Here is a 26,409-nt window from a genome sequence, read left to right as displayed (position 1 = left end):
GCATCGCCACCATCACCGTCAACACCAAGTAACACCCCCGCACCACACGAAAAACGGCCGAGCACCAGCTCGGCCGTTTTTTCGCGCCACAAGCACCCCCGCACCCCGTGCCCAGACCGCGAAAGCGGCCAACCGGTCACCACAACACCCCTGAAGCAACCACACCACCGCTCTCGCGAAAGGCACCTCCCGCGAAAGCGGCCCAACGCTCACCACAGCGCCCCGAAGCAACCACGACCCCGCTCTCGTGGCCTCGGGGCGGGACCGAGCGTCAGTCAGACGACGAGGTCCACGGCCATCCGTTCGGCGGTGACCGAGCGCACGTAGGCGCCCGCTGCCACGTGGGCCGGATGCGCCTGGTAACGACCTAGCGCCGCCTCGTCGTCGAACTTCGCGACGAGGGCCACGTCCCAGTTGGCGCCGCCGACCACGTCCGGTCCGATGCGAAGCGAGCGGATCTCGTCGACCACACCCACGAGAGCGCCGAGCCGAGCCGCCATCTGGGCGGCGTTTTCGGCCTTTTCGGCAGGATCAGCGGCCGCCAACTTCCAGGACACGATATGCAGAATGGTCATCGGACCTCCAGGAGTGCGGTGCGCAGGCGCGCCGGGTCGATGCGCCAGTAGTTGTGCACCAGCCCGTTGATGAGCAGCACCGGGATGTCTTCGACATACAGTTCGTGCAGCTCAGGGTCATCGAGAATCGACTTCTCCTCGAGCAGCACGGTCGGGGAGCCGGGTTCGGCAGCCAGCTCCGCGAGCACCGTGGTGACCACGCCCAGAGCGTCGTCGCAGAGGTGGCATCCCGGCTTGCCGATCAGGGTGAGGTGCGCGGTGGACATACCCCCCAGCCTAGGCCGCTGCTGTGCGGTCACCGTGAGTAGACTCAAGCGCAATGTCCGACGAATCCGGTCCCCGCGCTATCGCGTTCTTCGACGTGGACAACACGCTTCTGCGCGGCGCGAGCCTCTATCACCTGGGCGTCGGCGCCTGGCGGATGCGGTTCATCTCGCTCGCCGACATTCTCGCGTTCGGCTGGAATCAGACCCGGTTCCTGGCGGTCGGCGAAGACGGGGTCGATATCGCCCGGCTCCGGATGCGGGCCATGGACATCATCACCGGGCACACCAGGGACGAACTCGTCGGCCTCAGCCACGACATCTTCGACAGCCGGCTCATCCATCGGCTCTGGCCGGAAACCGCCGCCGTGGCGCACGCCCATCTCAAGGCAGGGCGCGAGGTGTGGCTGGTCACCGCGACGGCCCAGGAGGTCGCTGATGTGATCGCGGAACGCCTGGACCTCACCGGCGCGCTCGGCACCAGGCTCGCCACCGTCGATGGCATCTTCACGGGTCAGCTCGTCGACGGCATCTGCCACGGCAGCCGCAAGGCCGTCGTCGCTCGCGGGCTCGCCGAGGATCGCGGCATCGACCTGGCACTCTGCTGGGCGTACTCCGATTCGCACAACGACATTCCGTTGCTCGAACTCGTCGGCAACCCCGTCGCCGTCAATCCGGACACCACGCTGCGGCGCTACGCACTGGCACGCGGCTGGCCGATCATGCACATGAAGATCGCACAGATCAAAGCCGCACACGCAAGCAAAAAGCGCTAGGTCAGTGACCTAGCGCTTTTTCAGGTAAACGGTCGAGACCGTCTACTTCTTATTACGACGCTGGTGGCGAGTCTTACGAAGCAGCTTGCGGTGCTTCTTCTTCGCCATACGCTTGCGTCGCTTCTTGATTACAGAACCCACACGGACCTCACAAAGATTTGGTTTAGCCGCGGGATTCGCGACCGACACGAAAACCCCATTCTAACGGATAAAGAAAGTCCCGTCCGACTCACTTCCTCCGAGAGTGGGTTCGATTGCCCTCAGGACCGCCGATTCCGGCACCCGGAAGGAGCGTCCGAAGCGCACGGCGGGCAGCTCACCGGCATGCACCATGCGGTACACGGTCATCCTGGACACCCTCATGACCTCGGCGACCTCGGCGACGGTGAGGAAGCGCAGATCGTCGAGTCGCGAGTCGGGAAGCGCACGTGACATGGCGGCTCCCTGCTATCGACGAGTGCGTGTGCCCGTCACTGTAAAGCGAAGCCCGGCCGCCCGCTAGTCGCTTTTGCGCCACTTCTTGACGCTCTTCTTCACCCCGGAGTCCTTGACCACGTGCTGCATCTGGAAGGAGGTATCAGCGAAAGCCTTACCGATCGCCGCAGCGAAGGCGCGCTGCTCATCCTTGAGGACCTCGGTGTCATCGACGACCCCCGCGAGCACGGTGTCCACGTCGATACTGAGGAACGGGATCAGCCAATCCTCGATCACTTCGAGCGGGGCATAGTCGAGGTGGTAGTAGCGGTGCTGGCCCTCTTCGCGCACGCCGACCAGCCCGGCCTCACGCAGCACCTTGAGGTGCTTGGACACCGTCGGCTGGCTCAACCCGAGCGAACTGACGATGTCGGAGACACTCAGCTCCCCCTGGGCGGCACTGGACTGGTTGTAGCGCTCGAGGAGAATGCGTAAGATATCGCGTCGGGTCGAGTCCGCCACTACGCCAAAGATGTCTGCCATGCCCCAAGGCTAGTCATTCCGGGTGCGGGTGCTATGACAAGTTGTCAGCGACCCCAGGTCAGGCAAGGCGATTCGAATGAAAACGCAGGCCCCCACCGCACGTTTCACGCAGCATTCCAACACCTGGTACGGGCACCTCCGGGACTCGGTCGACGGCCTGGTACGCAGGTCCCCGTCCAGGTTCGCGCTTCTCGTCTTCACCTCGCTGATCCTGCTCTTCACCCTGTTGTTCTCCCTGCCGATCGCCTCGGCCGGCGATACCGACACCCCGCTGCATGACGCCGTGTTCACCGCGGTGTCGGTGATCTGCGTCACCGGACTCAGCACCGTGGACATGGCAACGCACTGGTCGCCGTTCGGCAATGCCCTGGTGGTCATCGGTGTCAACATCGGCGGCGTCGGCGTGCTGACCCTGGCCTCCCTGATGGGCCTGGTCATCTCCCGCCGGCTGGGCCTGCGCGCCAAGCTCATGGCGGCCAGCGACTCGAACCCGTCGCGCATCCATATGGGCCCGGTCAACGAGGGCCAGGCCGTGCGCCTCGGCGAGGTCGGCAGCCTGCTGCTGACCGTGGCCATCAGCACCCTGGTCATCGAGGCGGCGGTCGCCCTGCTGCTGTTCCCCCGGATGCTGATTGACGGCGTGCCCACCGGTGAGGCGCTCTGGCAGAGCATCTACTACGCGGCGATGGCGTTCACCAACACCGGGTTCAGCCCGAACGCCGGCGGCATCGGTCAGTTCGCCAACGATTACTGGTTCCTCGGCGCGCTGATGGTCGGCGTGTTCCTGGGCAGCCTGGGCTTCCCGGTGCTGATGACCTTCGCCCGCAGTTGGCGCACACCTCGCCGATGGTCTGTGCACGTAAAGCTCACGCTCTGGACGACCACGCTGCTGATGGTGTCGGGCATGATTTTCTATATCATCCTGGAGTTCGACAACCCGAAGACCTTCGGGTCCCTGAACGCCGGCGACACGATCTTCCAGTCCCTGTTCATGTCGGTGATGACCAGGTCCGGCGGATTCGCCACCATCGACATCGCCGACCTGCACGGCTCCAGCCTGCTGCTCAGCGACATGCTGATGTTCATCGGTGGCGGCTCGGCCTCCACCGCCGGCGGCATCAAGGTCACCACCCTTGCGGTGCTGTTCCTGGCCGCGTTCGCCGAGGCCCAGGGCAAGGAGCAGATGGAGGCCTTCGGCCGCCGCATCCCCAGCGACATCCTGCGCCTGGCGGTGAGTGTGGTGCTCTGGGGAGCGACCACCGTGGCCGTGTCGAGCATCCTGATCCTGCACATCTCCAAGGAGGCACTGGATGTGGTGCTGTTCGATGTCATCTCGGCGTTCGCCACCGTCGGGCTGTCGACGGGTCTCACGGCCGAGCTCCCCCCTGAGGGGGTCTATGTGCTGGCGGCAACGATGTTCATGGGCCGGGTTGGTACAGTGACTCTCGCGGCGGCGCTGGCAGCGAGCCAGAGCAGACAGTTGTTCAAACGCCCCGAGGAAAGGCCGATAGTTGGTTGACCGGATCAAGCAGAACGCTCCCGTGCTCATCATCGGGCTGGGCCGTTTCGGCGCGGCGACCGCGGGCAAGCTCGATCGGTTGGGCCGCGAAGTGCTCGCCGTGGATAGCAGCGAGGCGCTCGTGCAGAAGTGGTCGGAACGAGTCACTCACGCCGTGCAGGCCGACGCCAAGTCCATCGACGCGTTACGCCAGATCGGCGCCCAGGACTTCTCCGTTGCGGTCTGCGCCGTTGGCTCCTCGATTGAGGCCAGTGTGCTGATCGTCGCGAACCTGGTCGACCTCAAGATCCCGCAGATCTGGGCCAAAGCCATTTCGCAGTCGCACGGCAAGATCCTCGAACGCATCGGCGCCAATCACGTGATCTACCCCGAGGCCGATTCCGGCGAACGCGTCGCCCACCTGGTATCGGGGCGGATGCTGGACTTCATCGAATTCGACGACGACTTCGCCCTGGTGAAGATGTACCCGCCCAAGCCGATCCGCGGCCTGAACCTCACCGAGTCCGGGGTGCGCACCAAGCATCACGTGACCGTCGTGGGCGTGAAGAGCCCTGGGCGCCCGTTCACCTATGCCACGGCCGAGACGGTGGTCTCCGACCATGACCTCATCATCGTCGCCGGCACCGAGGGCGACATCGAACGTTTCGCGGCCCTCGGCTCCTAACCGAACACACGCTGGTTGACGCAGAATGGTTCCATGACACTCCTCTCCGGCATCGACCTCGAGGCAGAACTCCGGCAGGTTGAAGCGCATTGGACGCCACGAGTCGTCGGGCGGGTGAACGATCAGTACGTCAAGGTTGCGAAGCTTCTCGGCGAGCTGGTTTGGCACGCGCACGACGCCGAGGACGAAATGTTCATCGTCGTCTCGGGTCGGCTTCGAATCCAACTGCCGGACGACCAGGAGGTTGTGCTCACGCCGGGACATTTTTACATCGTCCCCCGCGGCGTGCAGCACAACCCTGTCGCAGACGAGGAAGTGCACATCGTCCTCATCGAGACGGTAACCACCGCTCACACCGGGGATGTGATCGTAGAGGGCACCGTGCCGGTCGAACGGCAATTAGGCAACCTGTACCGGACTGACGCCAATACCTGAATCGACCGACGAGATGGGCGGGCGAGGCGAGCGGGGGTTAGGAGGCGGCGAGTTCCCGGGCCCGCGCGAGCGCGGCATCCGTCGCCCGGTCGAACAGGCCCTTGACGTCGCCGGTTTCGAGTTGCTGCACGGCCCGCTCCGTGGTGCCCTTGGGGCTGGTCACCTGGCGGCGCAGCTCCGTGGGGGTCAGGTCGGACACGGCCAGGAGTGCGCTCGCGCCGAGGAAGGTGCCGTTGACCATGGTTGCCGCCTGGGCGGGGGTGAAGCCCTTGTCGATGGCCGTCTGGGTGAGCTGTTCGATGAGGTAGAAGACGTAGGCCGGGCCGGATCCTGAAATGGTGCTCAGAGCGTCGATCTTGTCCTCTGGCACCACCAGCACCTCACCCACCGTCTCGAACAGGGCGGTCGCCAGCTCCATCTGCACCGCCGTCGAGCGGGTGCCGGCGCTCAGCCCGGTGACGGCCATGCCCACCACGGCTGGAGTGTTCGGCATCGACCGAATCACGGCAACCCCGTCGGGCAGGTGCGTTTCGAAGGTGGCGATGGTGACTCCGGCGGCCACACTCACGACGAGGGTGCCGGGCTCGAGGCTGTCGGCGATCTCGGCGAGCAGGTCGGGCACCATCGCGGGCTTGACGGCCACGATGACGATGCCGGCCCCCTTCACCGCGAGTCTGTTGGCGTTCGGTTCGGTCTCGGTCGCCCATGCGGTCACCCCGGCGGTGCCGGCGAGTTCGGCAGCCTTGGCGGCTGACCGGTTGGTGGTGCGGATGCCGCCGTCCACCGTCACGGTGGGCTTGAGCAGTCCGGCCAGGACGGCCCTGGCCATCGATCCGGCGCCCAGGAAGGCGATGGCGGGCAGGGTGACGGGTGCGGTCGAGGTCATCCCCCCAGTGTAGTTTTTCGCGCCAGGCCTACCCGGGGCATCTGGCCGATCGAGAAGATGGACGGTTCTAGGATTGGTCGCATGAGCGCATCAGGCGGAAACAAGGCGATTGTGGCGGCGCTGCTCGCCAATCTCGGTATCGCGATCACCAAGTTCATCGCCTGGTTCGTCTCGGGGTCCTCCTCGATGCTGGCCGAGGGCGTGCACTCGCTCGCAGACTCCGGCAACCAGGTCTTGCTGCTGATCGGCGGACGCAAGTCGAAGAAGGCCGCCGACACCGAGCATCCGTTCGGCTACGGGCGTGAACGCTACGTGTACGCGTTCGTGGTGTCGATCATCCTGTTCTCCGTCGGCGGCGTGTTCTCGATCTACGAGGGCATCGAGAAACTGCAGAACCCGCACGAACTCGAGAACGCCTGGTTGCCGATCCTGGTGCTCCTGGTTGCGATCGGCCTGGAGTCGTTCTCGCTGCGCACCGCCGTGAAGGAGTCCAACCACACCCGCAAGGGCGAGACCTGGGTGCAGTTCATTCGGCACGCCAAGGCCCCCGAGCTTCCCGTGGTGCTGCTCGAAGACGTTGCGGCGTTGACCGGCCTGACGCTGGCCCTGGGCGGCGTGGGCCTGACCGTGCTCACCGGCGACGCCACCTGGGACGCCGTCGGCACCCTCGCGATCGGCGTGCTGCTCGTGCTGGTGGCCATCGTCCTGGGCATCGAGACCAAGAGCCTACTGGTGGGCGAGGGCGCCAGCGACAAGGATGTCGACGCCATCAAGGCCGCCATCCTGGCCGGCCCGGAGACCAAGAACCTCATCCACCTCAAGACCCTCTACCTGGGCCCGGACGAACTCCTCGTGGCCGCCAAGCTCTCCTTCGACTCCGCTCAGCGGTTCTCCGACGTGGCCGCCGGGATCGACACCATCGAGGCCCGCATCCGCGAGGCCGTGCCCAGCGCCAGGGTGGTTTACCTCGAGCCCGACCTCTACATCGACCCGGCCACGGTCAACCCGCCCACCGACACGATCTTCATCAAGGGACGCGAATGAGCGCGAGCCGTATCGCCGTCGTCCTGCGGCACGCCGACGATATCCACCTCGGCAACCTGGAGCAGGTGCTTCTCGACCACGACTACACCGTGCACTACATCGACACCCTCGGCGCCGACGGCGTGCGCGGCATCGACCCGGCCGCGGCCGACCTCCTGGTGGTGCTCGGCGGTGAGATGGGCGCATACGAGACCGAGAGTTATCCGGTACTCACCGACGAGATCGAGTTGCTCACCCGCCGGCTCGCCGCCCGCCGCCCGGTCTTCGGCGTCTGCCTGGGCGCCCAGCTGATGGCCAGCGCCCTCGGCTCCCCGGTCTACCGAGGCCAGAGCAACGAGATCGGTTTCCGCCTGGTGGAGCCCACCGAGGCCGGCCAGGCCTCCCCGCTCCGCCACGTCAGCGGCATCCCGATGATGCAGTGGCACAGTGACACCTTCGACCTGCCGGCGGGCACCATCCGCCTGGCGGGGTCGGCCGCCTACGGCAACGAGGCTTTCGCCATCGACGACTGGGCCCTGGCCGTGCAGTTCCACCCCGAGGTGACCGCGGAGATGCACGAGACCTGGCTGAGCTCCTCCGAGGCCGAGGTCCGCGCTGAGGGTCTGGAGCCCGACGCCCTGCGGCAGGAACGCGCCCAGCACTCCGCTGCCATGCAGCAGGCGTCCAGCGCGATGTTCAGCGAGTGGCTGTCGGCCCTGCCGGGCGACGCAGCGGGTCCTCAAAGAATTCGGTGAGCAGAAGGCCGCACTCGCCCTCGGCCACCCCGGACACCACCTCGACCCGGTGGTTGAGCCGTCGGTCCCGCAGCACGTCGTAGAGCGAGCCGGCGGCGCCGGCCTTCTCGTCCCAGGCCCCGAAGACCACGAGGGGGATGCGGGCCGCCACGATCGCGCCGGCGCACATCACACAGGGCTCCAGAGTCACCACGAGGGTGCAACCGGTCAGGTGCCAGTCCCCGGTGGCGGCGGCGGCCTCACGGATGGCGACAACCTCGGCGTGCAGGGTCGGGTCCTGGTGGAGTTCCCGTTCATTGCGTCCCCGACCGATCACCCGGCCGGCGGCGTCCAGCACGACAGCGCCGACCGGAACGTCGCCGCTGGCCAGGGCGCCGTGCGCTTCGTGGAGGGCCAGCCGCATCCAGGCCAGGTGTTCCTCGCTCTGCCGCACCACCCCACCCCATTTCCGAGTAGCCCACGAGAGCCGGATGCCCGTTGAGCTAGTAGATTGAGCCTATGCGAGTCCACGTAGCCGACCATCCGCTCATCACCCACAAGCTCACCGTGCTGCGTGATCAGAGCACCTCGTCGCCGATGTTCCGGGCGCTGGTGGAAGAGCTGATGACGCTGCTGGCCTACGAGGGCACTCGAGGCGTGCGCGTCGACGAGGTCACCGTGCAGACCCCGGTGGCGATCGCCCGCGGCGTCAAGATCAGCGACCCGAAGCCGCTCGTGGTGCCGATCCTCCGCGCGGGCCTGGGCATGCTCGAGGGCATGGTCAAGCTGCTCCCCACCGCTGAAGTGGGCTTCCTGGGCATGGCACGCAACGAAGAGACCCTGCAGCCGACCACCTATGCGGAGCGCCTGCCGGACGACCTGTCCGACCGTCAGTGTTTTGTGCTCGACCCGATGCTGGCTACCGGCGGCTCGCTGATCGCGGCCATCGAGTTCCTCTTCGACCGCGGCGCCGTCGATGTCACCGCCATCTGCATCCTGGCCGCCCCCGAGGGTCTCGCCGCCGTCGAGGCCGCTTTGGCCGGCCGTGAGGTCACCATCGTTCTGGGCGCCGTCGACGAACGCCTCGACGAGCACGGCTACATCGTGCCCGGCCTCGGCGACGCAGGCGACAGGCTCTACGGCCTGGTCTGATCCGGCCCGGTCTGTTCAACCGGCTGCGGGCATCGTCACATTCGGCGCGCCCGCAGTACGCAGATCCTGCGACGCCCGGCGCGCCGACCGCGGTTAGATTCACAAAACTTTGAAATAGTTCGTTTCTCGCTGGATTTCTTTGATGGATCGCCGTTTCGTGCGAGATCCTACGAACTCGCACAGCCCCTCGTGAACCTGATGCAGGCCACCGGGCGCTTTCCGCCGTCACTGAATTGACACAACTTGTCACAGTCGGCTTTACTCACACTCATGACTTCCACCACACGCATCCCGACCTCCGCCGAGGCTTTGGGGACTGCCGGCATGATGATGCCCGGCAGTGTTATGGCGTGTTGCCGAATGTGCCGCTAGACCAGACAGGCACTCTCGCCGAGTCACTCGCCCCTCACCCGCTGATCTGCAGCCGCTGAGGACGCCGCCATCGCGGCAGGGAGACTCCAGGGCCCTCGCTACCGAGGCCGCCCGCTCCACCGGCCGCTTAGGCCGCCCTTTCTCGAACCCATGAGCGCGGATGCGCCGGGTTCCCTGCGCATCATCACCCCCAAGGATTCCGATCATGTCACTCGCACACATCGACTCAGCCCGCTCCGTCCAGTCCTACCGCCCCGAGCTCACCCTGGCCCCGGCGCCCGCACCGGCCGCACCGCGCATCCGCGCCGTACCCGACGGCAGCCAGGCCCGCGGGTTCGTGCTCTACGTCGGTATCGATGAGGCCAAGGCCGCCGCGGCGGGCACGAGCCTGCACCGCATCGTCGAAGAACTCAAGAAGCTGACCCAGGCGATCGCCCCCTCGTCCGAGACTCACGCCGCCGTGGCCCTGGCTCCCGACGGCGTCGGCGGCCGGGACGTGGACGTCGTGCGCCTGGCCCTGCAGGACCCGGCCGCCCTCGCCAAGCGCCGCACCACGGCCGACGACGCCGACCGGGCGCCCGGCGGCGTGGTCGTTGACATCTCCCGCAAGCGCGTGATCCTCGACAACGAGACCGCCGCGCTCACCTACAAGGAGTTCGAGCTGCTGCAGTACCTGGTGCTGCGCGAGGGCCGCACCATCGAGCGCGCCGAGCTCATCGCCAAGCTGTGGGACGCCGAGAGCGAAGAGGATGCGCCTAACGAGCGCACCATCGACGTGCACGTGCGTCGTCTGCGCGCCAAGCTGGGCCGCTACGAAGACATCGTGCGCACTGTGCGCGGCGTGGGCTACCGCTTCGACCGTCACGCCGACGTATCGATCCGCCAGGCCAGCACGCCCAGCCCCGACCGCTTCTAACCGTCGCCGGCCGCTGGGTCGCACCCGCTCGTTTGCCGAGGTCGACCCGCGAGGTCTCGCCACGCTCGAGCAACGGGCGCACTCACCGGCCGTTAACGTGATTGAGGGCCGGTCGTAGAGGCAAACGACCGACCCTCTTCCCTTGCACCAAGAGTGTCCTGCAATCACATTCGCATCTTCCGCCACAGCAAACGGTTGACGCACTACGAATATATAACGAAGAGGTAACGGAGCGCCAGTTATCCAATCGTTATTTTCCTGCGAGTTCACAGTGCGTTCGCTTGGATCGCGATAAATGCCCCCTGCGTGCCGGCAGGCTGCGCGTCCGCCCTCGCGGTTACGGGCGTAGCGTGTCGTCCAGGAAGAATCGGAGGAAACACCGTGGACATCATCCGCTTGCAACCCGCCGGACTCGTCAAGAGTCCGGCGTTCAGTCACGTCGCGATCGTTCCCGCGGGCGCCACGACCATCTATGTGGGCGGTCAGAACGGCGTTGACGACACCGGCACTGTCATCTCCGCGGATATCGCCGAGCAAACCAGCCGGGCGGTCGACAACGTCGTTGTCGCGCTCGGAGCGGCCGGCGCATCCCTTGTCGACGTCGTGCAGTGGACTGTATTGATCGCCGCGGATGCCGATCTGGGCGCCGCCTACGGCGCCATCGCGCCGCGGCTCGTCGGGCCCGGTGTCCCACCGCTGGTGACCGCGGCACGGGTGGCGGGACTGGGAGTACCGGGAGCCCTCATCGAAGTAAGCGTGATCGCGGCCAAACTGCCGTCATAGGACCGGCGGTCACGCGACCGACGGGCCCTTCTGACCACCAGGTCGATGATCACGCCTCCGGCGAGCGCGACCGCGACCGCGACCACGGCGCCCAGCACCGGTTGATCCCGTAACCAGGCGCCGGCGAAGACGCCGACGAGGACCGAGTAGCCGGCCCATGCCACCCCAGACACGGCGCTGAGCGGCACGAAACGGCGTCGGGCAAACCCGCTCGAGCCGGCCATGACGTTCACCGCAACCCGGCCGACCGGCACGAATCGAGCCGTGAGGATGACGGACGCCGCACGCCGGTCGAGGGCGCGGCGCGCACGATCGAGCAGCCGGGACGCTCTCGGCCCGCGTGTCCAGCGGAAGCGTTCGAGGTCAACCCGGCGGCCGAGGGAGAACGCCAGGTTGTCACCGACGAACGATCCGATGGCCGCCACCAGAAACACCGCCCAGGGATTCGGGGTCCCGGTGGCAACCCCGATCGCGGCGACGGCCACCACGACGGGCTCACTGGGCATGGGCGGAAAGAACCCGTCGAGGGCCACGAGCAGCAGAACCACGACGAGCACGAAGGGGGATGCCGCCCAGGAAAGTATGAGCTCGTTGAGCGTCTCCACAAGGATCCGATCTGCCGGGAAGTCCACCTCAGAGCGATGGCGGTGAGGCGGGACTTCGTCTGTCTCCGACGCTACGGATGCGCTCCAGCACGCACCATCGAGCTGGCTCCCGTACTCGCAGGCGGGCTAACCCCACCATCGCCGCCCGAGGGAGTTGTCCAGGGGGTGACTCCTAGAGCCTCCTCGGCAGCACGAGCCCGTTGTCGTAGGCGGCGATGACCAGCTGCGCGCGGTCCCGCGCGGCTAGTTTGCTCAGCAGGTGCGAGATGTGTGATTTCACCGTCTTGACCGAAATTGTGAGGTGCACGGCCAGCTGGTCGTTGGAGAGACCCCGACCGATCAACCCCAGGACTTCGACCTCGCGGTCGGTGAGTGCGGCTGCCGCTCCGCGCTTGGCCGCTGCTCCCGCGGCTTCGGGCGCGCGGTTCAGGTAGTGCGCCACGAGCCGGGTGAGAACAGACGGGGCGAAGAGCGCCTCGCCCGTGCTGGTGCGGACGATGGCGTCGATGAGATCGCCCGGCTTGCTGTCCTTGAGCACAAAGCCGCTTGCTCCGGCCCGCAACGCGTCAAACACGTATTCGTCGAGCTCGAACATGCTCAGCATCAGCACCCTGGCGCCGCGGAGAGCGGGGTTCGAGCAGATTCGTCTGGTGGCCTCGATGCCGTCCAGCCGGGGCATGCGCACGTCCATGAGGATCACGTCGGGGAGGGTGGCCTCAGCGACGTCGACGACCTCGAACCCGTCACCCGCCTCGCCGACGACCAGGAGTCCGGCCGCGGCGTTGATGACCTGGGCAAGACTACGGCGCAGGAGCAGCTGGTCGTCGACCAGGACCACCCTGATGGGCCGGGCGGGCGCGGTCATGGTTCGTCCCGGTCGGGCAGCCGGGCCTCGAGGCGGAATCCGCGCCCGTGTGGTTCGGCCACCAGAGTGCCGCCGAGGCTCTGGGTGCGTTCCCGGAGCCCGACGAGCCCCTGCCCGGCACCCGGGACAGCCAGCCATGCTGGTGTGGACCCCACATCGGTCACCGTCAGCGTGATGACGGATCCGCTGCGAACCAGCCGCACCCGGACGGACGTCGGCCCGGAGTGCCGGAGGGTGTTGGCGAGTGCTTCGCGCACGATGACGGTGATCGCGAGCTGCACGCCCGGCGACACGTCGCCGAGGTTTCCACCGTCGAACTCGACGGCCAGGCCGTTTCGGGTCGCTCCGGCGATGAGTCCGGGCAGGGATTCGAGGCTGTCCACCGGCAGCCGCGGCGCGGGGTCGTCGGTGCGGCGCAGCACCCCGAGCATGCGGCGCAATTCCACCGTCGCTTCCCGGCTGGCCGTCTCGATGTCCCCCAGCGCCTGCAGCAGGGTGGCACGGCTCTCACCGTGGTCGTCGAGGTGCTTGGCGGTGGCCGCGCGAACGGTGATCAGGCCCAGCCCGTGCGAGACGATGTCGTGCAGGTCACGGGCAATCTGGAGGCGTTCGACCGCCACAGCGCTCGACGCTGCCCACTCGGTGAGCGCGGCCTCGTGGGCATCGCGCTCGGCGCGAAGGGTGACAAGTGCCCACACCGAAATCGTCACGGTGGCGGCGATGATCCCGATCGGGAGGCTGACCGCGAGCGCGCCCGTCACACCGAATGTGACGGAGACGAGGAGCACGGCTGTCAATGCGGCGATCGCGAGAGGCGCCGCCCGGGATCGCCGTGCCGGACGCTCCCCCAGTGTCATGCGCCCGAGTCTACTGAGCGGCCGAGTCGGGGGCATCGGACCCAGGTCTGACAGTCCTGGGGCCGCCGGCAGCTGCACAGCGCCGCCCTGGGTCGGATGCGTGCCGCGCTGAGGCCCACTTCACTGAAAGGACCGGCCGTTCCCCGGGCAGAGAGGCAGGCATGATCAGCATCGAGCACATCCGCAAATCGCATGGCCGACGGGAGGTGCTTCACGGCATCAGCTTCCAGGCCCGGCCCGCACGGGTCACCGCGTTCCTCGGCCCGAACGGCGCCGGGAAGAGCTCGGCGTTGAGAATCCTGCTCGGTCTGGACCGGGCCGCATCCGGTCTCGCGCTGATCGACGGAAAACGCTACCGCGACCTCGACCGCCCCATGAGGACGGTGGGTGCGATGTTCGACGGCCCGGGTGCCAGTGCCGGGCGCTCCGCACGGGACCACCTCCGGTGGATGTGCACGAGCAATGGCATCGCGCCGAGCCGGGTGCCGGAGGTGCTCGCGATCGTGGGGCTTGAGCGCCACGCAAAGGACAAGGTCGGCACGTTCTCGCTCGGAATGGGGCAGCGGCTGGGGATCGCGTCTGCGCTGCTCGGATCACCGGCGACCCTGGTGCTTGACGAGCCCACGAACGGCCTCGACCCCGACGGGCTGCGCTGGCTGCGATCATTCCTGAGAGGCCAGGCCAACGCCGGGCACACGGTTCTGGTGTCCAGCCACCTCATCACGGAGATGGCCGATCTCGCGGACGACGTGGTGGTCATCAACGACGGGAGCATCGTTGCAACCGGGAGTGTCGCCGCCGTGCGCGGCAGCCGGCCCTCTCTGGAACACGCGTTCTTCGCCCTGACCGACCCCGGTCTCCTCCCGTGAACGGCCTTCTCCTGGGGGCGTCCGGGAACCGGGTCGGGGCCGAGGTGGTCAAATTCACCACAACCACGGCGCTGTGGATGCTGCCCGTGCTGACCATCGCCCTCACCGGTTCGTTGACCTACCTCGCGGGCCGCTCGGAGGTGGCGGCAACCGGGGGCGACCTGGCCGGGGCAACCTCGGCGACCAACCCGCAGCTGTACTCCGCTCAGCCGCTGCCCGTGGAGTATCAGGGGTTCGACATGATGAACATCGGGCTCATCCTGATGATCGCGCTCGGCGCACTGTATGCCGGCAGCGAGTACCGCACCGGGCTGCTCCGCAGCTCCCTCATCGCTGACCCGCACCGGCTCCGACTCTTCGCTACCCGGACAGCGGTTCTCGCTCTCGTGGTCGCGGTGACCGCCAGCGCGGCGATGGGTGGCGGCACCGTGCTCCGGCACCTCGCGCTCGGCGACCAAGGCCTGGACCCGCTGGCCTTTCCGCCGCTCGTGTGGCGAAACATCGCCGGCGTCGCGCTGACCTGGACGGCACTCGCCCTGCTGGCGTTCGCGATCGGCGTGCTGGCCCGCAACGCGATCCTGCCGCTGGTCGTCATCGTGCCGCTGTCGGTAGGCCTGGGCGACTTTCTCACCACCCTGTGGGCACCCGCACGATTCGTCCCGCCGGCCGCCGGCGCCAGCCTGTACACGCCGGCGGACGGCACCCACCTTGGCGCCGCGGCCGGCGCGATCGTGCTGGTCGCGTGGGTTGTCGCTAGCCTCACACTGGCCGGCATCGTGTTCCGGCGCCGTGATGCGTAGCCGGGGCGGAGCGCTCATGTATCGAGCGATCGCCGCGGAGCTGACGAAGATCCGCACGTTCCCCGCCGCCCTGGCGACGATCAGCGCCGCCCTCGTGCTGCCGCCGGCGCTGTCTTTCGCGATGGGGCTGAATGTCGCCGCCTCCCGTTCACCGGCCGCGACCGGCGACGACACGGGCGGGTTCGAGGTCGCCGGCTTCGGCCAACCGCTCGTCATCCTGCTCGCTGCACTCATCGTCGGCTGCGAGTACCAGAACGGTCTGCTTCGCAGTTCCCAGCTGGCCGTCCCGAACCGGCTGCGACTCCTGGGCGCGAAGGCGATCGTCGTCGCCGCCCTCGCCTTCCTGCTGGCGGTCGTCGCCGTCGGGTTCGGCGTCGCCGTGCGTCAGGTATCGACCGGGGGAGCGGGCATCGCCGAGCTGGAGCTCACCCCGGCGATGACGCTGAACCTGCTCATGGTCGGCCTGAACTGGACCTGCATCAGCCTCATCTCGGCCGCGCTGACAGTTCTCGCCAGGTCCATCCTGCTTCCGGTGATCGTCCTAATCCCCCTGGTCCTGGGGCTCGGGGTGGCGCTGGTCGGTCTGCTCCCCTGGCTGAAGTTCGCCCCCGACCTCGCGGGGCTGCAACTCATCTCGCGGTACCCGGGCATGGGGCTGCTCGAGCCACTCCCCGGCGGTGTCGTCATGGTCGCCTGGGTCGTCCTGCTCCTGGCTCCCGCGTTCGTGCTCTTCGGTCGTCGGGATGCCTGATCCGAAGCCGCTCAGCGCCGGCCGAGCCTGGCGGGAACGGGCAGCCGCACGACCAGGGCGCCAGGATCAACACTGAACCGACCGGCACGGGTCTCGCCGACCGGGTCACCGTCGATCTCGGCGAGCACCGGGCGGTCGAGCTGAAACCCGAAGTCGCGACCCGACCATTGGCGCAGCGATGCGGCCCCGTTGCGGATCCGCGCGGCGACCTCGACCGCCACGCCCAGCCAACCGGCAACGACGTTGGGCCGCAGCACCACCAGGTCCAGTCGTTCATCGTCGACCTTCGCGCCGGTGGCGAGTTCGATGTTGGCCACCACCGAGCTGCAGTTGCAGGCCAACACCATGAGGCACTCGTGGCTCGTGTGCTCCTCACCGTCGACAGACAGGGTCACCCCGAATCCCTCGCGGAACATCGTCGCTCCACCGGCGACGACATAGGCGCCCCAGCCCACCTTCTTCTTGAGGCCATCATCGGTCTGCGCCATGATGTCGGCGTCCAGGCCGACTCCGCCCATGACGACGAACACCCGTTCTTCGCCATCGTCGAAGGTAGCCAGTCCCACGTCGATGGCGTGGTTCTGCCCCAGGAACGCGATCTCCAGGGCGTCATCGAGAGAATCGACCGGGATGCCCAGGTTGCGGGCGAGCAGGTTTCCCGTGCCGCTGGGGAGCAGACCGCACGGCACCGAGGTGCCGCGCAGCACGCCCGCTGCCGCCCGCACCGTGCCGTCGCCGCCCATGACGCAGACGAGGTCCAGGGCAAGCGCCAGTGCCGACCGGGCCGCGGCGACGCCCGAATCATCCCTGTTCGTCTCGAACCACAGGGGGTCATCCCAGCCGAGGCGGCTCGCGGCGGCGCCAACCCGAGCCTTCGTTTCCTCAAGATCCGGGAACTTGCTCGGATTGATGACGACGGCGACGGACGGGGTTCGACTTCGCGAGGCATCCATACGCGCACTATAGAACGGTCCGGCCGCACGGGCGGCAATGCGCGATCGACCGGGCTAGGCTGCCGGGGACGCCGCGCCGATCCCATATTGTTGAACACGGGATGCCCGGGGGCACGGTGAGGAGGCAACATGGTCGATCGTGCAATAGCCGTCGGCGCGTGGGAGTCGCTGTTTCGCGCCCAGGTCGCCATCATGCGCAGCCTGGCCGAGGACTTCCCGTCCCGCGAGATCTCCTTCAACGAGTACGACGTGATGTTCAATCTGTCCCGCCAGCCCGAACGCAGCATCCGGTTGCGGGAGTTGAACAAGCATGTGTTGCTCACCCAGCCCAGCGTGAGCCGGCTGGTGGACCGCCTGGCGTCCAGGGGCTACGTGCTCAAGCACGCCGACCCCGACGACGGTCGCGGCGCCATCGTGCAGCTGACGGATGCCGGCTTCGCGCTCTTTCGGCGGGTGGCGCTGGACCACATGGGCTCGATCAGCACGCGGGTGGGCGACAGCCTGAGCGACGATGAACTCCTGCAGCTCACCGCCCTGTGCGACCGGCTACGGCTGGGACCGGACCAGCCGGTCTGAGCCGCCGCGGGTGGCGGCGAGGTAAGGGCCCTACCCCTCACCTCGCCGTGGCACTCCCTTGCAGGACTGCCATCTCGGCCAGACGACCCGAACGCTGCCTGACTGAGAATCCGTGTGGCGCGTTGGATAAAACTAAGGTTAGCTCAGTTTTGTGCCCGCTGCGGCGCTGCGGGAATCTCGCCGAGCGCCACCGCCCCTGTGCAGGCGGAGGCCGCGAGCGTAATCTCCCCGACAGGAGGTGCGTTATGCGCGCAGCAGAGAACGACCGGATCATCATCCGCGGCAAAACCGATTCAACGCCTGACCGGCACGGCACCATTCGCGAGGTCCGCGGCCCCGAGGGCGAGCCGCCCTACCTGGTCTCCTTCGACGACGGTCACGAGACCCTGGTCTTCCCCGGCACCGACTTCGTGGTCGAGCACGCCCGCTGACCGGCGCAACCGTTGCCGCAGCGGACAACTGCGCCCGGCGTACCGGGCGCAGTTGTCCGCACGGGCACCAGTTGCCGGCGGCTACCCTCAGGTATGCCCGATCCCGACCTCCGCTCCCCCGCCACCGATCCGGCCGGCGGACCCGTCGCCGCGCGCGCTGACGATCTGATCGACCGGCTTCGGGCCTGGATGCCGCTCGCACCCGGGCAGGCCGTGCTGCGGGACGAGTACCTCGGGTTCGTCCTCGGCTCGCCCGAGGCAGCGCTGGAACGCCACGGCGGCCCCGAACACGTCACCGGGAGCTGCTTCGTCTTCACCCCCGACCTGGCGCAGGTGCTGCTGTGCTTTCACAAGAAGGGCCGGTTCTGGGTGCAATTGGGCGGTCACGTCGAGGCGGCCGACGGCTCCGTTGTCGACACCGCCCTCAGGGAAGCCCGCGAGGAATGCGGAATCGACGACCTCGATCCGGTCGGCGGCGGCATCCTGGATCTGGACCGGCACAACCTCGGTGACGGCTTCAGCTGCCGTACGCACTGGGACGTGGGCTTTGCGGCGATGGCCAGACCGGAGGCCGCCCCGGTGGCGAGCGACGAAAGCGACGATGTCGCGTGGTGGCCGGTGGATGCGCTGCCGCAGAACGTTCCCCCGCAGTTCGCGCTCCGCCTGGCCGGTGTGCTCGCCGAGCTCGGCCACCGGCAGCGGGCGACGCACTAAGCGCCGACCGGGTGGCGGTCAGCCGAAGGCGTGGAGGCCGAGGTCGACGCTGAGCCGATCGCTCACGAGACGCCCGCGCACACTGGTGCCCTGCGCGTCCAGCGGCGGGCTGACCACGGCGGCGCCGAGCCGGCCGGGTGCTGCCAGCACGATGGCGCCGGAGACGCTCGACTTCGCCGGAATCCCGACACTCTGCATCCACCGGCCCGACCCGTCGTAGACCCCGCAGGTGGCCATCACCGACACGACGTCGCGGGCGATCCCGGCCGGCACCACCCGCTCCCCGGTAACGGGGTTCACGCCCCGGCAGGCCAAGGTCGCGCCCATCACCGCGAGGGCCCGGGCGTCGACGAGCACGGCGCAGGCCCTGGCGTACACTTCCACGGCGTCGTCGGCGCTGACCCGCAGGGTGCCCTCCGACCGCATCAGGTGCGCCAGAGCGTGGTTGCGGTCGCCGAGTAGGTGTTCGGTGCGGGCGATGCCCTCGTCCACCTCGAGCGGGCGCCCGGCGAAAGCCGACAGGCCCCGCAGGATGCGGTCGTTCCGGGCGGCGACGTCGTCACCGTCGACGAGGGCGGCGGTGAGCAGTGCTCCGGCGTTGACCATGGGATTCGGTGGGCGGCCGGTGCCGCTTTCGAGCTTGATGGCGTCGAAGGCCTCACCGGTCGGTTCGATGCCGATGCGATCAAACGCTTCGCCGTGGGTGTCCAGCAGGGCCAGGGCGAAGAGGAAGGGCTTCACGGCCGACTGCACACTGAAGAGCACGTCGGCCTGTGCACTGCTCCGCACGGTGCCGTCCGGCAGCACGAGCGCGATTCCGCACAACCCCGGGTCGGCGTCGGCCAACTGAGGGATGCTGTCATCGACCGCTCCCCCCGCTTCGGGGACCACCCGGTCACGGAGCGAATCGAGGTCGTACGTGCGAGGGTCCGAGGAGCGGCTCATCAACCCATCCTGTCACGGCCGGAAACGACGAAAGCGGCCCACCGAAGTGAACCGCTTTCAATCTGTGCGCCCGAAGGGATTCGAACCCCCAACCTTCTGATCCGTAGTCAGATGCTCTATCCGTTGAGCTACGGGCGCAGTGATGAATTCGGGACCGAAACCCTCGAAGACAACTTAGAAACTATAACAGTTATTTTGAGCCCTCTGGTGCGCCTGGGGCCCTCCAGCGGTCCAATTGCGCCAGTTGGCGCTTCAGGGCGACCTGTCGATACGAGGTCTCCACCAGTTCCGCCAACTCCACCCAGTCGGTCCGGGGTGAATCGAAGTCGATGGCGAGCCAGCCGGCCGGGCCGAAATAGGGCGGGATGAAGAAGCGCGCATCCTGCACGAGGGCCCGCCGCTCCTCGGGGTCGGGCTTGAAGACCATGCTGTGCGGCCGGTCCATGCTCGCACCGACGGTGACGAAGATCTTCTTGCCGGCACGGAAGGTGGGCCGCCCCCAGGCGAGCACCTCGACGGCCTCGGGGAAGGCCAGGCACAGGGCGCGCAGGCGCTCCAACGCGGCATCCGGTTCGTCGAAGAGCAGCGGATGCTCCATGACTACCCGGGCTCCCCGACAGCCGCGACCGGCGCATCCGTTGTGGGCACGGCCGTGCGGATACCCAGCCAGGAAACGATGCCGCCCGCGAACATCAACGCGGCCACCAGCATCATCGCGCGCTGGAAGCCGGCGACATCCAGCGCAGACCCGACGATGGTGCCGGTCAGGGCGATCGCGACGAGGCCGGCGACGCGGGCCACGGCGTTGTTGATCGCCGAACCGATGCCCGCCTGGCCGGAGTGGATGGAGCCGAGCACGGCCGAGGTGAGCGGCGCCACCGTGATCGCCAGGCCGAGTCCCACCAGCACTATTCCCGGCAGCACCTGCAGGGCGAAGTTGACCGGCGGTACCGCCGTGGTCACCAGCAGGAAGCCGGCACCGGCCACGAACGGGCCGATCGTCATGAACAGCCGCGGCCCGTGTTTACCGGCCAAGGTGCCGAAGAGGGTGGCGAAGAGCAGCATCATCACGGTGGCCGGGATGCCGGCGAGCCCCGCGAGGGTGGCGGAGAAACCGCCGACCTCCTGGAGGTAGAGGGCGAAGAGGAAGAAGCCCAGGTTGAGCGCGGCGTAGATCCCGACGGTGGCGATGTTGCCCACGGCGAAGTTGCGCACCCTGAAGAGGCCCAGCGGCATCATCGGCTGCGGGGCCCGCGCCTCCCACCAGAGGAAGGCTGCGAACGCGATCAGGCCGATGGCCATCGGGAGGTAGACGACGGGGCTGCCCCAGCCGAACCGGCCCTGTTCGATCAGGGCGAAGACCGGCCCGCCCAGCCCCACCACGGCCAGGCAGGCGCCGAGCACGTCGACGCGGGCGCCTACGGCAGGCCGGGTCGGTTCCTGAACGCGGCGCAGCAGGAACATCGTGACGGCGATCGGAATGACGTTGATGAAGAAGACCAGCCGCCAACTCACCGCATCCACCAGGATGCCGCCGAGCAACGGGCCGGCGATGCCGGCGACCCCGGTCCAGCCGGTCCAGGCGCCGATGGCCTTGCCCTGCGCGACACCGCGGAAGGTGGAGGTGATCAGGGCCAGCGAACTGGGAACCAGCAGCGCCGCCGCCACCCCCTGAAGCAGTCGGGCGATGACGAGGAGGACTCCGGTGGGCGCCAATCCGCAGGCCAGGGAGGTGATCCCGAACCAGATCAGGCCCGCGCGCAGCACCCGCACCCGGCCGAAGGTATCGGAGAGCGACCCGGCCACCAGGATCAGCGCGCCCAGGCTGAGCAGGTAACCGTCGACCACCCACTGCTGCAGCGGCAGGCCGCCGCCGAGTTCCCTGGAGATGGCCGGCAGAGCGACGTTGATGATCGAGCCGTCCAGGAACGCCACGAATGACGACAGGATGGCCACAATCAGAATGCGCCGTTGGCTGGAGGTCACCCGATCAGTCAACACCACCGCGCGCGTTGTACACCAGCACATCCGCCGCGCCGTACTCCCGGAACACCCGTAGCGCCTCGTCGCGGCCGATGTCCTGCACCACGGTGATGCCCCGGGCCTCGAATTGCTCCGCCCAGTCCTCACGCATCGGGCCCTCATCGAAGCCGGTCAGAGTTTCCAGCTCGGCGCCGGAGCCGGCCACGACCAGTCGGCGCACCCCCGACCACATCGTTGCGCCGTAACACATCACGCAGGGGCGCCAGTTGACCACGAGTTCCAGGGGACGGGCCGGATCGGCGCCAAGGTCCCAAGAGCCTGTCGCACGTTGCGCCAGCCCGAGGGCCATGACCTCGGCATGAGCTCCGGCCACGCCGGTGGACAGCACCACGTTCACCCCGACCGACACGAGCTCGCCCGTACCGGCATCGACGACGATGGCGGCAAACGGTCCGCCGTTGCCCTCCCGGTAGTTCCGTGCGGCGAGCGAATTCACCAGGGCCATCCGCTCGTCCAGGGTCGGCAGCGTCTGCGGGAGTCCGGGCATGAGCTCGGTCAACCATGACGGCAGTGCCAGGGTGAATGTGGTTTCCATAGGGACCTTCCGTCAGAGGCGCCGCACCGCGCGAAGCCGAGACCCCACAGCGTACGAGGCGGATGTTTCCGGCAGGTTATGCCGCCGAGCCCCGCTCTCGGCGTTGTTTCCACCGACATCTCCACTGCAGCCGCCGAACACGGCTGCACCCTGATAACCTCCGGGCACCGCCCTGTGCACCGATGCGCCATTGTCCTCGTGCGGCCCGACCACCGACGATCTGGAGCCGACCGCATGAGCGCACCGACCACCATCCGCCCCGTGGTCGGCATCCGTCGTTCCCGGGTGGCGGTGAGCGCCAGCTACGCCGCGCAGGGCTTCGGCTACGCGGTGGTCGTCACCTCGCTGCCCAACCTGAAGACCCGGTACGGCATCGACGACACCGTGGTGTCGCTCATCGTTCTGCTGGTCTGCCTCACAGCGGCCGGCGGTTCGCTGCTGGCCGATCGACTCGCGGTGCACTGGGGCAGCAGGGTGGCCCTGGTGGTGGGACTGCTCCTCGAGGCCGTGGCCCTGCCGCTGATCGCCTCCCCGGTGGGGCTGCCCGCGTTCATCGCCGCGTTCGCGATCTACGGCGCGGGCCTGGGCATCGTCGATGCCGCCGGCGCCATGCAGGGCGTGCTGGTGCAGCAGCGCATCGGCGTCTCCGTGATGGCCGGATTCTTCGCCTGGTACACCGGCGCCGCCATCGCCGGCGCCCTGCTGATGTCGGCCGTTGCCGGCACCGCGGCCAACGCCGGCATCGCCCTGGTTGCGGGCGCCGTCGTCGCCCTCGCCGTCGCCGTCGTGGGTCTGCGCGGCTTCGACCCGCGGCGTACCAAGCTTCCACCGGCCCCGAATGCGGCCCCGCACGGCAAGCTGCCTCGCCGCGGCATCGTGTTGTTCGGCACCGTGGTGCTGGCCGCCTTCGTGGTGGACTCCGCCGTGAGCACTTGGAGCACGGTGTACCTGCACGATGTGCTTCTCACCGGCGCCGCGATCGCTCCGCTCGGCTACGCCGCCTACCAGGCCGCCATCCTGGTCACCCGCATCGGCGCCGACGTGCTGGTGCGCCGGTTCGGCCGGGTCGTGTTGGCCGCCTGCACCACGGTGCTGGCGATCCTCGGCTGCCTGGTCGTGGCGACGGTGCCCGTCACCTGGGCCGCCGTGGCCGGCTTCGCCCTGGCCGGTTTCGGGGTCGGTGCCCTGGTGCCGCTGGCATTCAGCGCGGCGGGCGAGCTGCACGAGGCCCGCAGCGACGAGGTGATCGCCAGGGTCAACCTGTTCAACTACGCCGGGGCGGTGCTCGGCGCCGTGCTGGTGGGTCTCCTCGCCGACTCCACCGGGCTCGCCCAGGCGTTCCTGCTGCCGATGGCGCTGCTCATCCCGGTGCTGTTCCTGGCCCGGCGGTTCGCGCCGCGCCCGGCCCGCACTTCCGCGCAGAGACCGGGCTAGACGATGCGCGGGCCAGGTGCTTGACTGCCCCCATGGTGCACACGCTCAGAAACACGCAGGCCTCGTTCGAATATCAGGGCCTGCGCGCCCTGTTCATCAACTGCACCCTCAAGCGCAGCCCGGAGATCAGCAACACCCAGGGCATCATTTCCCTCAGCGCACACCTCATGCGCGAGCAGGGTGTGCACGTCGAGGTCATCCGCGCCATCGATCACGACATCGCCACCGGCGTCTACCCCGACATGACCGAGCACGGCTGGGCGACGGATGCCTGGCCGGCCCTGTTCGACAAGGTCGCGGCCGCCGACATCCTCGTGCTCGGCGGGCCCATCTGGCTCGGCGACAACAGCTCGGTCACCAAACGGGTCATCGAACGGCTTTACGCGATGTCGTCCGAGTACAACGACAAGGGCCAGTACATCTACTACGGCAAGGTGGGTGGCGCCATCATCACCGGCAACGAGGACGGCGTGAAGCACTGCTCGTCCAACATCCTGTACAGCCTGCAGCACATCGGCTACACGATCCCGCCCGCAGCGGATGCCGGCTGGATCGGCGAGATCGGTCCAGGGCCGAGCTACCTGGATGCGGGCTCCGGCGGCCCTGACAACGAGTTCACCAACCGCAACACCACCTTCATGACCTGGAACCTGATGCACCTGGCCGCGATCCTCAAGGCCAACCGCGGCATCCCCGCTTACGGCAACCTGCGACAGGAGTGGGACGCCGGCGAACGCTTCGGGTTCGAACCGAATTCGTAAGTACCGCTAGGGCACGACAGGCCCCGAGCACGCGAACCGGGGCAGGAGGGACACACGATGCTCCGCCCTCTGCCGGACAACGCCCCGGCGCACCAGTCACCGTCCGCATTCCGGCCCTGGCCCCTGGAGGTTCTCGTCGCCGGCGGCCTGGTTCGGGGCAGCCTCCCCGTCGCGGGGGTGCAGACCTGGCGCGGAATCCCCTACGCGGCCCCGCCGGTCGGGCCGCTGCGGTTCCGCGCACCCCAGCGGGTGATCCCGTGGGCGGGCGTCCGCGACGCCGGCAGCTACGGCCCCGTCGCCCCGCAAGACCGGGGCACCCAGTTCAAGGGCGTCAGCCGCCGCACCCGCATGGGCGAGGACTGTCTCAGCCTGAACGTGCAGCGGCCCGCCGACCGGCCGGACGAGGCCGATCTGCCGGTGATGGTCTTCATCCACGGCGGCGGCTACGCCTCCGGTTCCTCACAAGACTTCACGGAACGCAGCCAGACCATCGTGCGGAGCGGCCGCACCGTCTACGTCGCCCTCAACTACCGGCTGGGCGCCCTCGGCTACCTCGACTTCAGTCGGTTCAGCACCCCCAACCGTCCCTTTGAGAGCAATCTCGGGCTGCGGGACCAGGTGGCCGCCCTGGAATGGGTGCGGGACAACATCCGGTCGTTCGGCGGCGACCCGCACAACGTCACCGTGATCGGCGAGTCTGCCGGCGGCAATGCCGTGGTGACGCTGCTCGCGACGCCCGCAGCCCGTGGACTGTTCGCCAGGGCGATCGCCCAGAGCCCGCCGTCGAACGCGGCGTACTCCCCCGCGTTGGCCGGCCGCTGGGCCTCCGAGTTCATCGAGGTGCTGCGGCAGGGCCGCGCGCCGGAGCTGGCCGGCGGCCGGCGGCCCGCCGCCGAATTGCTGGACACCGCCACGTGGCCCGCCCTGGTCCGTGCCGCCCTCGTGCTGCAACGACGCACCCCGGATGTCGACCCGGGCACCTTCTGCATGGCCCCCGTCGTCGACGGGAGCTTTTTGCCCGAACGCCCCCTCGACGCTTTCCGCCAGGGGCACGCTCATCCGGTGCCGCTGATCATCGGCACCAACGACAGGGAGGGCTCGATGTTCCGCGGCCGGATCGACATCTTGCCGCGGTCGATCCAGCGCATCCAGTCGCTCTTCGACGAGGCCCCGCCCGGCTCCCATCAGGACATGCGGGCGGTGTATTCCGCCCTGCCTGCCCTGCGCGCCGAAGTGGACTTCAGCGGCGACTATGCGTTCTGGTTTCCCAGCGTGCAGGTTGCCGAGCTGCACTCCCGGTCGGCACCGGTTTACCTCTACCGCTTCGACCTGGCTCCCCGGCTGTTACGCCTCCTCGGCTTCGACGCCACGCACGGACTCGAACTGCTCGCCCTCTCCACGTCGGCCACCGACAGTCAGCTGCGCAAACTCACGGCCCTGGGCGGCCGGGCGAGTTTTCTGCGCACCGGCGACCGGATGCGCGAGCACTGGCTGCATTTTGCGGCCACCGGCCTCACCGGGCCGGGCTGGCCGGTCTACACCGAGGGCGATCGCCTGACCCTCATTTTCGACGAGGAGGACCGGGTGGAATCCGACCCCCGCGGCGAGCGCCGGATGGCCTGGCTGCAGTTCCTGCCCAACCTGTAGCCGCCGCCGACCCCGCCGGCTCAGCGACCGCCCGCGATGTCGCCGGCGTTCACGCCCACCCAGCGCACCAGCGGCAGGAGATGAGCGGCGAGCTCGTGGCCACGGTCGGTGAGGCTGTAGTCCACCCGGGGCGGGATGGTGGGCTGCGCGTCGCGGTGCACGAGACCGTCGGCCTCGAGGGTGCGCAGGGTCTGCGCGAGCATCTTCTCGCTGATGCCCTCGATACCGCGGCGCAGTTCGCCCCAGCGCAGGCTGGTCTCGGTGAGCGCCACGATCACAAGCACGCCCCACTTGCTGGTGACGTGGTCCAGCACCACCCGGCTGGCGCAGCCGGCCGCGAAAACGTTCGCCGCCGGCATCCTGGCCCCGGCCGGTGCCGGATCGCCGACCAGCTGGGCAAGGCGCTCCCGCACGACTGCGTCGGCGGTGGACGGGGCGGCCGGGGTGGACAGTGCAGCGGTCATAGAAACCAGCTTACCTAAAGGTGGGTACCTGCGGTTGGGAAGTATTGGGCGGGCCGGCGGGTTGCACCGACCAGAAGGCACGCATCTTGCGGGTCGCGAAGGGA

The 26,409-nt window shown here is 68.2% G+C and carries 33 protein-coding genes, 1 tRNA gene and 1 pseudogene; 18 read left to right on the top strand and 17 right to left on the bottom strand.

The genetic code is table 11. The features are described from left to right. Positions 1–275: 275 nt before the first annotated feature. Together E3O57_RS11495 and E3O57_RS11490 are read right to left on the bottom strand one after the other, a co-directional pair. Positions 276–575 carry a Dabb family protein gene (locus E3O57_RS11495; RefSeq protein WP_103478767.1) on the bottom strand — a complete coding sequence of 100 codons (300 nt, stop codon included), beginning with the start codon at positions 573–575 and terminating at the stop codon, positions 276–278. Next, positions 572–841 carry a glutaredoxin family protein gene (locus E3O57_RS11490; protein WP_088454966.1) on the bottom strand — a complete coding sequence of 90 codons (270 nt, stop codon included), beginning with the start codon at positions 839–841 and terminating at the stop codon, positions 572–574. Before E3O57_RS11490 ends, E3O57_RS11495 begins: the two co-directional genes overlap by 4 nt. Positions 842–894: 53 nt before the next feature. On the opposite strand from E3O57_RS11490, the gene E3O57_RS11485 reads away from it, so the two are divergent. Then, positions 895–1,614, top strand: coding sequence for an HAD family phosphatase (locus tag E3O57_RS11485; protein ID WP_103478766.1), 720 nt, complete (start codon positions 895–897; stop codon positions 1,612–1,614). Positions 1,615–1,656: 42 nt separating this feature from the next. Here the strand turns inward: E3O57_RS11485 and E3O57_RS11480 are convergent, their stop codons facing one another. The 3 genes from E3O57_RS11480 to E3O57_RS11470 all read right to left on the bottom strand — a co-directional run bounded on the left by E3O57_RS11480 (position 1,657) and on the right by E3O57_RS11470 (position 2,571). Then, on the bottom strand, positions 1,657–1,755 hold the full coding sequence (locus E3O57_RS11480; protein ID WP_003792170.1) for a 30S ribosomal protein bS22: 99 nt from the start codon (positions 1,753–1,755) through the stop codon (positions 1,657–1,659). 60 nt (positions 1,756–1,815) lie between these two features. Then, positions 1,816–2,049, bottom strand: coding sequence for a helix-turn-helix domain-containing protein (locus E3O57_RS11475; protein WP_088454964.1), 234 nt, complete (start codon positions 2,047–2,049; stop codon positions 1,816–1,818). Positions 2,050–2,112: 63 nt separating this feature from the next. Then, positions 2,113–2,571, bottom strand: coding sequence for a helix-turn-helix transcriptional regulator (locus E3O57_RS11470; protein ID WP_088454963.1), 459 nt, complete (start codon positions 2,569–2,571; stop codon positions 2,113–2,115). 76 nt (positions 2,572–2,647) lie between these two features. Between E3O57_RS11470 and E3O57_RS11465 the strand changes: the two genes are divergently transcribed. Genes E3O57_RS11465 through E3O57_RS11455 form a run of 3 tightly spaced genes read left to right on the top strand, consistent with a single transcriptional unit; the run spans position 2,648 to position 5,189 of the window. Continuing rightward, entirely contained in the window at positions 2,648–4,090 is a 1,443-nt protein-coding gene (locus E3O57_RS11465; RefSeq protein WP_088454962.1) for a TrkH family potassium uptake protein, read from the top strand. Next, on the top strand, positions 4,083–4,754 hold the full coding sequence (locus E3O57_RS11460) for a TrkA family potassium uptake protein (protein ID WP_088454961.1): 672 nt from the start codon (positions 4,083–4,085) through the stop codon (positions 4,752–4,754). Before E3O57_RS11465 ends, E3O57_RS11460 begins: the two co-directional genes overlap by 8 nt. A 33-nt stretch (positions 4,755–4,787) precedes the next feature. Further along, entirely contained in the window at positions 4,788–5,189 is a 402-nt protein-coding gene (locus E3O57_RS11455; protein WP_103478765.1) for a cupin domain-containing protein, read from the top strand. A gap of 37 nt (positions 5,190–5,226) precedes the next feature. Here E3O57_RS11455 and proC read toward each other — a convergent pair whose 3' ends face one another. Continuing rightward, the gene (gene proC / locus E3O57_RS11450; RefSeq protein WP_088454959.1) at positions 5,227–6,075 is read right to left on the bottom strand and encodes a pyrroline-5-carboxylate reductase; all 849 of its coding nucleotides are present in this window, start codon (positions 6,073–6,075) and stop codon (positions 5,227–5,229) included. 81 nt (positions 6,076–6,156) lie between these two features. On the opposite strand from proC, the gene E3O57_RS11445 reads away from it, so the two are divergent. Both E3O57_RS11445 and E3O57_RS11440 read left to right on the top strand, forming a co-directional pair. Then, positions 6,157–7,119 carry a cation diffusion facilitator family transporter gene (locus tag E3O57_RS11445; RefSeq protein ID WP_103461991.1) on the top strand — a complete coding sequence of 321 codons (963 nt, stop codon included), beginning with the start codon at positions 6,157–6,159 and terminating at the stop codon, positions 7,117–7,119. Then, positions 7,116–7,853 (top strand): glutamine amidotransferase, encoded by a 738-nt coding sequence (locus E3O57_RS11440; protein WP_103478764.1) that lies wholly within the window; start codon positions 7,116–7,118, stop codon positions 7,851–7,853. The genes E3O57_RS11445 and E3O57_RS11440 overlap by 4 nt, the downstream gene beginning before the upstream one ends. Here the strand turns inward: E3O57_RS11440 and tadA are convergent. Then, positions 7,795–8,256, bottom strand: a complete 462-nt coding sequence (gene tadA, locus E3O57_RS11435) for a tRNA adenosine(34) deaminase TadA (RefSeq protein WP_103462030.1) — start codon at positions 8,254–8,256, stop codon at positions 7,795–7,797. The genes E3O57_RS11440 and tadA overlap by 59 nt on opposite strands. A gap of 95 nt (positions 8,257–8,351) precedes the next feature. Here tadA and upp point away from each other — a divergent pair, with 95 nt between their 5' ends. From upp to E3O57_RS11420, 3 genes are all read left to right on the top strand, one after another. Then, positions 8,352–8,984 (top strand): uracil phosphoribosyltransferase, encoded by a 633-nt coding sequence (gene upp, locus E3O57_RS11430; protein ID WP_088454956.1) that lies wholly within the window; start codon positions 8,352–8,354, stop codon positions 8,982–8,984. A gap of 577 nt (positions 8,985–9,561) precedes the next feature. Continuing rightward, positions 9,562–10,272: a winged helix-turn-helix domain-containing protein gene (locus tag E3O57_RS11425; RefSeq protein WP_103461993.1), complete on the top strand. Its 711-nt coding sequence runs from the start codon at positions 9,562–9,564 to the stop codon at positions 10,270–10,272. Between the two features lie 381 nt (positions 10,273–10,653). Beyond that, positions 10,654–11,055, top strand: coding sequence for a RidA family protein (locus tag E3O57_RS11420; RefSeq protein WP_103461994.1), 402 nt, complete (start codon positions 10,654–10,656; stop codon positions 11,053–11,055). A gap of 143 nt (positions 11,056–11,198) precedes the next feature. On the opposite strand, the pseudogene E3O57_RS19105 reads toward E3O57_RS11420, so the two are convergent. From E3O57_RS19105 to E3O57_RS11405, 3 genes and pseudogenes are all read right to left on the bottom strand, one after another. Beyond that, positions 11,199–11,561, bottom strand: a pseudogene (locus tag E3O57_RS19105) (DedA family protein); the annotation flags it as partial. A gap of 271 nt (positions 11,562–11,832) precedes the next feature. Beyond that, a complete protein-coding gene (locus E3O57_RS11410; RefSeq protein WP_103478762.1) occupies positions 11,833–12,525 on the bottom strand; it encodes a response regulator transcription factor in 693 nt (230 codons plus the stop codon). Beyond that, on the bottom strand, positions 12,522–13,382 hold the full coding sequence (locus tag E3O57_RS11405; protein WP_103478761.1) for a sensor histidine kinase: 861 nt from the start codon (positions 13,380–13,382) through the stop codon (positions 12,522–12,524). The genes E3O57_RS11410 and E3O57_RS11405 overlap by 4 nt, the downstream gene beginning before the upstream one ends. Before the next feature lie 161 nt (positions 13,383–13,543). Here E3O57_RS11405 and E3O57_RS11400 point away from each other — a divergent pair, with 161 nt between their 5' ends. Genes E3O57_RS11400 through E3O57_RS11390 form a run of 3 tightly spaced genes read left to right on the top strand, consistent with a single transcriptional unit; the run spans position 13,544 to position 15,802 of the window. Further along, positions 13,544–14,251, top strand: coding sequence for an ABC transporter ATP-binding protein (locus E3O57_RS11400; RefSeq protein ID WP_103478760.1), 708 nt, complete (start codon positions 13,544–13,546; stop codon positions 14,249–14,251). Further along, a complete protein-coding gene (locus E3O57_RS11395) occupies positions 14,248–15,051 on the top strand; it encodes a hypothetical protein (protein WP_088454934.1) in 804 nt (267 codons plus the stop codon). Before E3O57_RS11400 ends, E3O57_RS11395 begins: the two co-directional genes overlap by 4 nt. Before the next feature lie 16 nt (positions 15,052–15,067). Next, positions 15,068–15,802 (top strand): ABC transporter permease, encoded by a 735-nt coding sequence (locus tag E3O57_RS11390; RefSeq protein WP_165787869.1) that lies wholly within the window; start codon positions 15,068–15,070, stop codon positions 15,800–15,802. An 11-nt stretch (positions 15,803–15,813) separates the two neighbouring features. Here the strand turns inward: E3O57_RS11390 and E3O57_RS11385 are convergent, their stop codons facing one another. Further along, on the bottom strand, positions 15,814–16,755 hold the full coding sequence (locus tag E3O57_RS11385; protein ID WP_103478758.1) for a diacylglycerol kinase family protein: 942 nt from the start codon (positions 16,753–16,755) through the stop codon (positions 15,814–15,816). Between the two features lie 129 nt (positions 16,756–16,884). Here E3O57_RS11385 and E3O57_RS11380 point away from each other — a divergent pair, with 129 nt between their 5' ends. From E3O57_RS11380 to E3O57_RS11370, 3 genes are all read left to right on the top strand, one after another. Next, positions 16,885–17,331, top strand: a complete 447-nt coding sequence (locus tag E3O57_RS11380) for a MarR family winged helix-turn-helix transcriptional regulator (protein ID WP_088454931.1) — start codon at positions 16,885–16,887, stop codon at positions 17,329–17,331. 245 nt (positions 17,332–17,576) lie between these two features. Further along, on the top strand, positions 17,577–17,762 hold the full coding sequence (locus E3O57_RS11375) for a DUF1918 domain-containing protein (RefSeq protein WP_088454930.1): 186 nt from the start codon (positions 17,577–17,579) through the stop codon (positions 17,760–17,762). Between the two features lie 93 nt (positions 17,763–17,855). Beyond that, on the top strand, positions 17,856–18,476 hold the full coding sequence (locus tag E3O57_RS11370) for an NUDIX hydrolase (protein ID WP_241990385.1): 621 nt from the start codon (positions 17,856–17,858) through the stop codon (positions 18,474–18,476). An 18-nt stretch (positions 18,477–18,494) separates the two neighbouring features. On the opposite strand, the gene glsA is transcribed toward E3O57_RS11370, so the two are convergent. The 5 genes from glsA to E3O57_RS11345 form a co-directional block, all read right to left on the bottom strand. After that, complete coding sequence (glsA, locus tag E3O57_RS11365) at positions 18,495–19,421, bottom strand: glutaminase A (protein WP_103478757.1); 927 nt, start codon at positions 19,419–19,421, stop codon at positions 18,495–18,497. 65 nt (positions 19,422–19,486) lie between these two features. Continuing rightward, positions 19,487–19,559, bottom strand: a tRNA-Arg gene (locus tag E3O57_RS11360). Between the two features lie 52 nt (positions 19,560–19,611). Next, a complete protein-coding gene (locus tag E3O57_RS11355) occupies positions 19,612–20,019 on the bottom strand; it encodes an MmcQ/YjbR family DNA-binding protein (protein WP_103478756.1) in 408 nt (135 codons plus the stop codon). 2 nt (positions 20,020–20,021) lie between these two features. Further along, positions 20,022–21,407: an MFS transporter gene (locus E3O57_RS11350; protein WP_241990384.1), complete on the bottom strand. Its 1,386-nt coding sequence runs from the start codon at positions 21,405–21,407 to the stop codon at positions 20,022–20,024. A 4-nt stretch (positions 21,408–21,411) separates the two neighbouring features. Continuing rightward, complete coding sequence (locus E3O57_RS11345; RefSeq protein ID WP_088454926.1) at positions 21,412–21,999, bottom strand: nucleoside deaminase; 588 nt, start codon at positions 21,997–21,999, stop codon at positions 21,412–21,414. A 234-nt stretch (positions 22,000–22,233) separates the two neighbouring features. On the opposite strand from E3O57_RS11345, the gene E3O57_RS11340 reads away from it, so the two are divergent. From E3O57_RS11340 to E3O57_RS11330, 3 genes are read left to right on the top strand one after another with little or no spacing between them, the layout of a single operon-like run. Next, a complete protein-coding gene (locus E3O57_RS11340; RefSeq protein ID WP_103478754.1) occupies positions 22,234–23,433 on the top strand; it encodes an MFS transporter in 1,200 nt (399 codons plus the stop codon). A gap of 32 nt (positions 23,434–23,465) precedes the next feature. After that, the gene (locus tag E3O57_RS11335; RefSeq protein WP_088454924.1) at positions 23,466–24,194 is read left to right on the top strand and encodes a flavodoxin family protein; all 729 of its coding nucleotides are present in this window, start codon (positions 23,466–23,468) and stop codon (positions 24,192–24,194) included. Between the two features lie 57 nt (positions 24,195–24,251). After that, the gene (locus E3O57_RS11330) at positions 24,252–25,841 is read left to right on the top strand and encodes a carboxylesterase/lipase family protein (protein ID WP_103478753.1); all 1,590 of its coding nucleotides are present in this window, start codon (positions 24,252–24,254) and stop codon (positions 25,839–25,841) included. 20 nt (positions 25,842–25,861) lie between these two features. Here the strand turns inward: E3O57_RS11330 and E3O57_RS11325 are convergent, their stop codons facing one another. Continuing rightward, positions 25,862–26,200 carry a helix-turn-helix domain-containing protein gene (locus E3O57_RS11325; RefSeq protein ID WP_241990386.1) on the bottom strand — a complete coding sequence of 113 codons (339 nt, stop codon included), beginning with the start codon at positions 26,198–26,200 and terminating at the stop codon, positions 25,862–25,864. Between the last annotated feature and the right edge of the window lie 209 nt (positions 26,201–26,409).

The organism is Cryobacterium sp. TMN-39-2 (assembly GCF_004402745.1).
In the GTDB taxonomy this organism is placed as follows: Bacteria; Actinomycetota; Actinomycetes; order Actinomycetales; family Microbacteriaceae; genus Cryobacterium; species Cryobacterium zongtaii.
The sequence above is the reverse complement of the archived record's forward strand: the minus strand, read 5'-3'. Positions and strand labels throughout refer to the sequence as shown.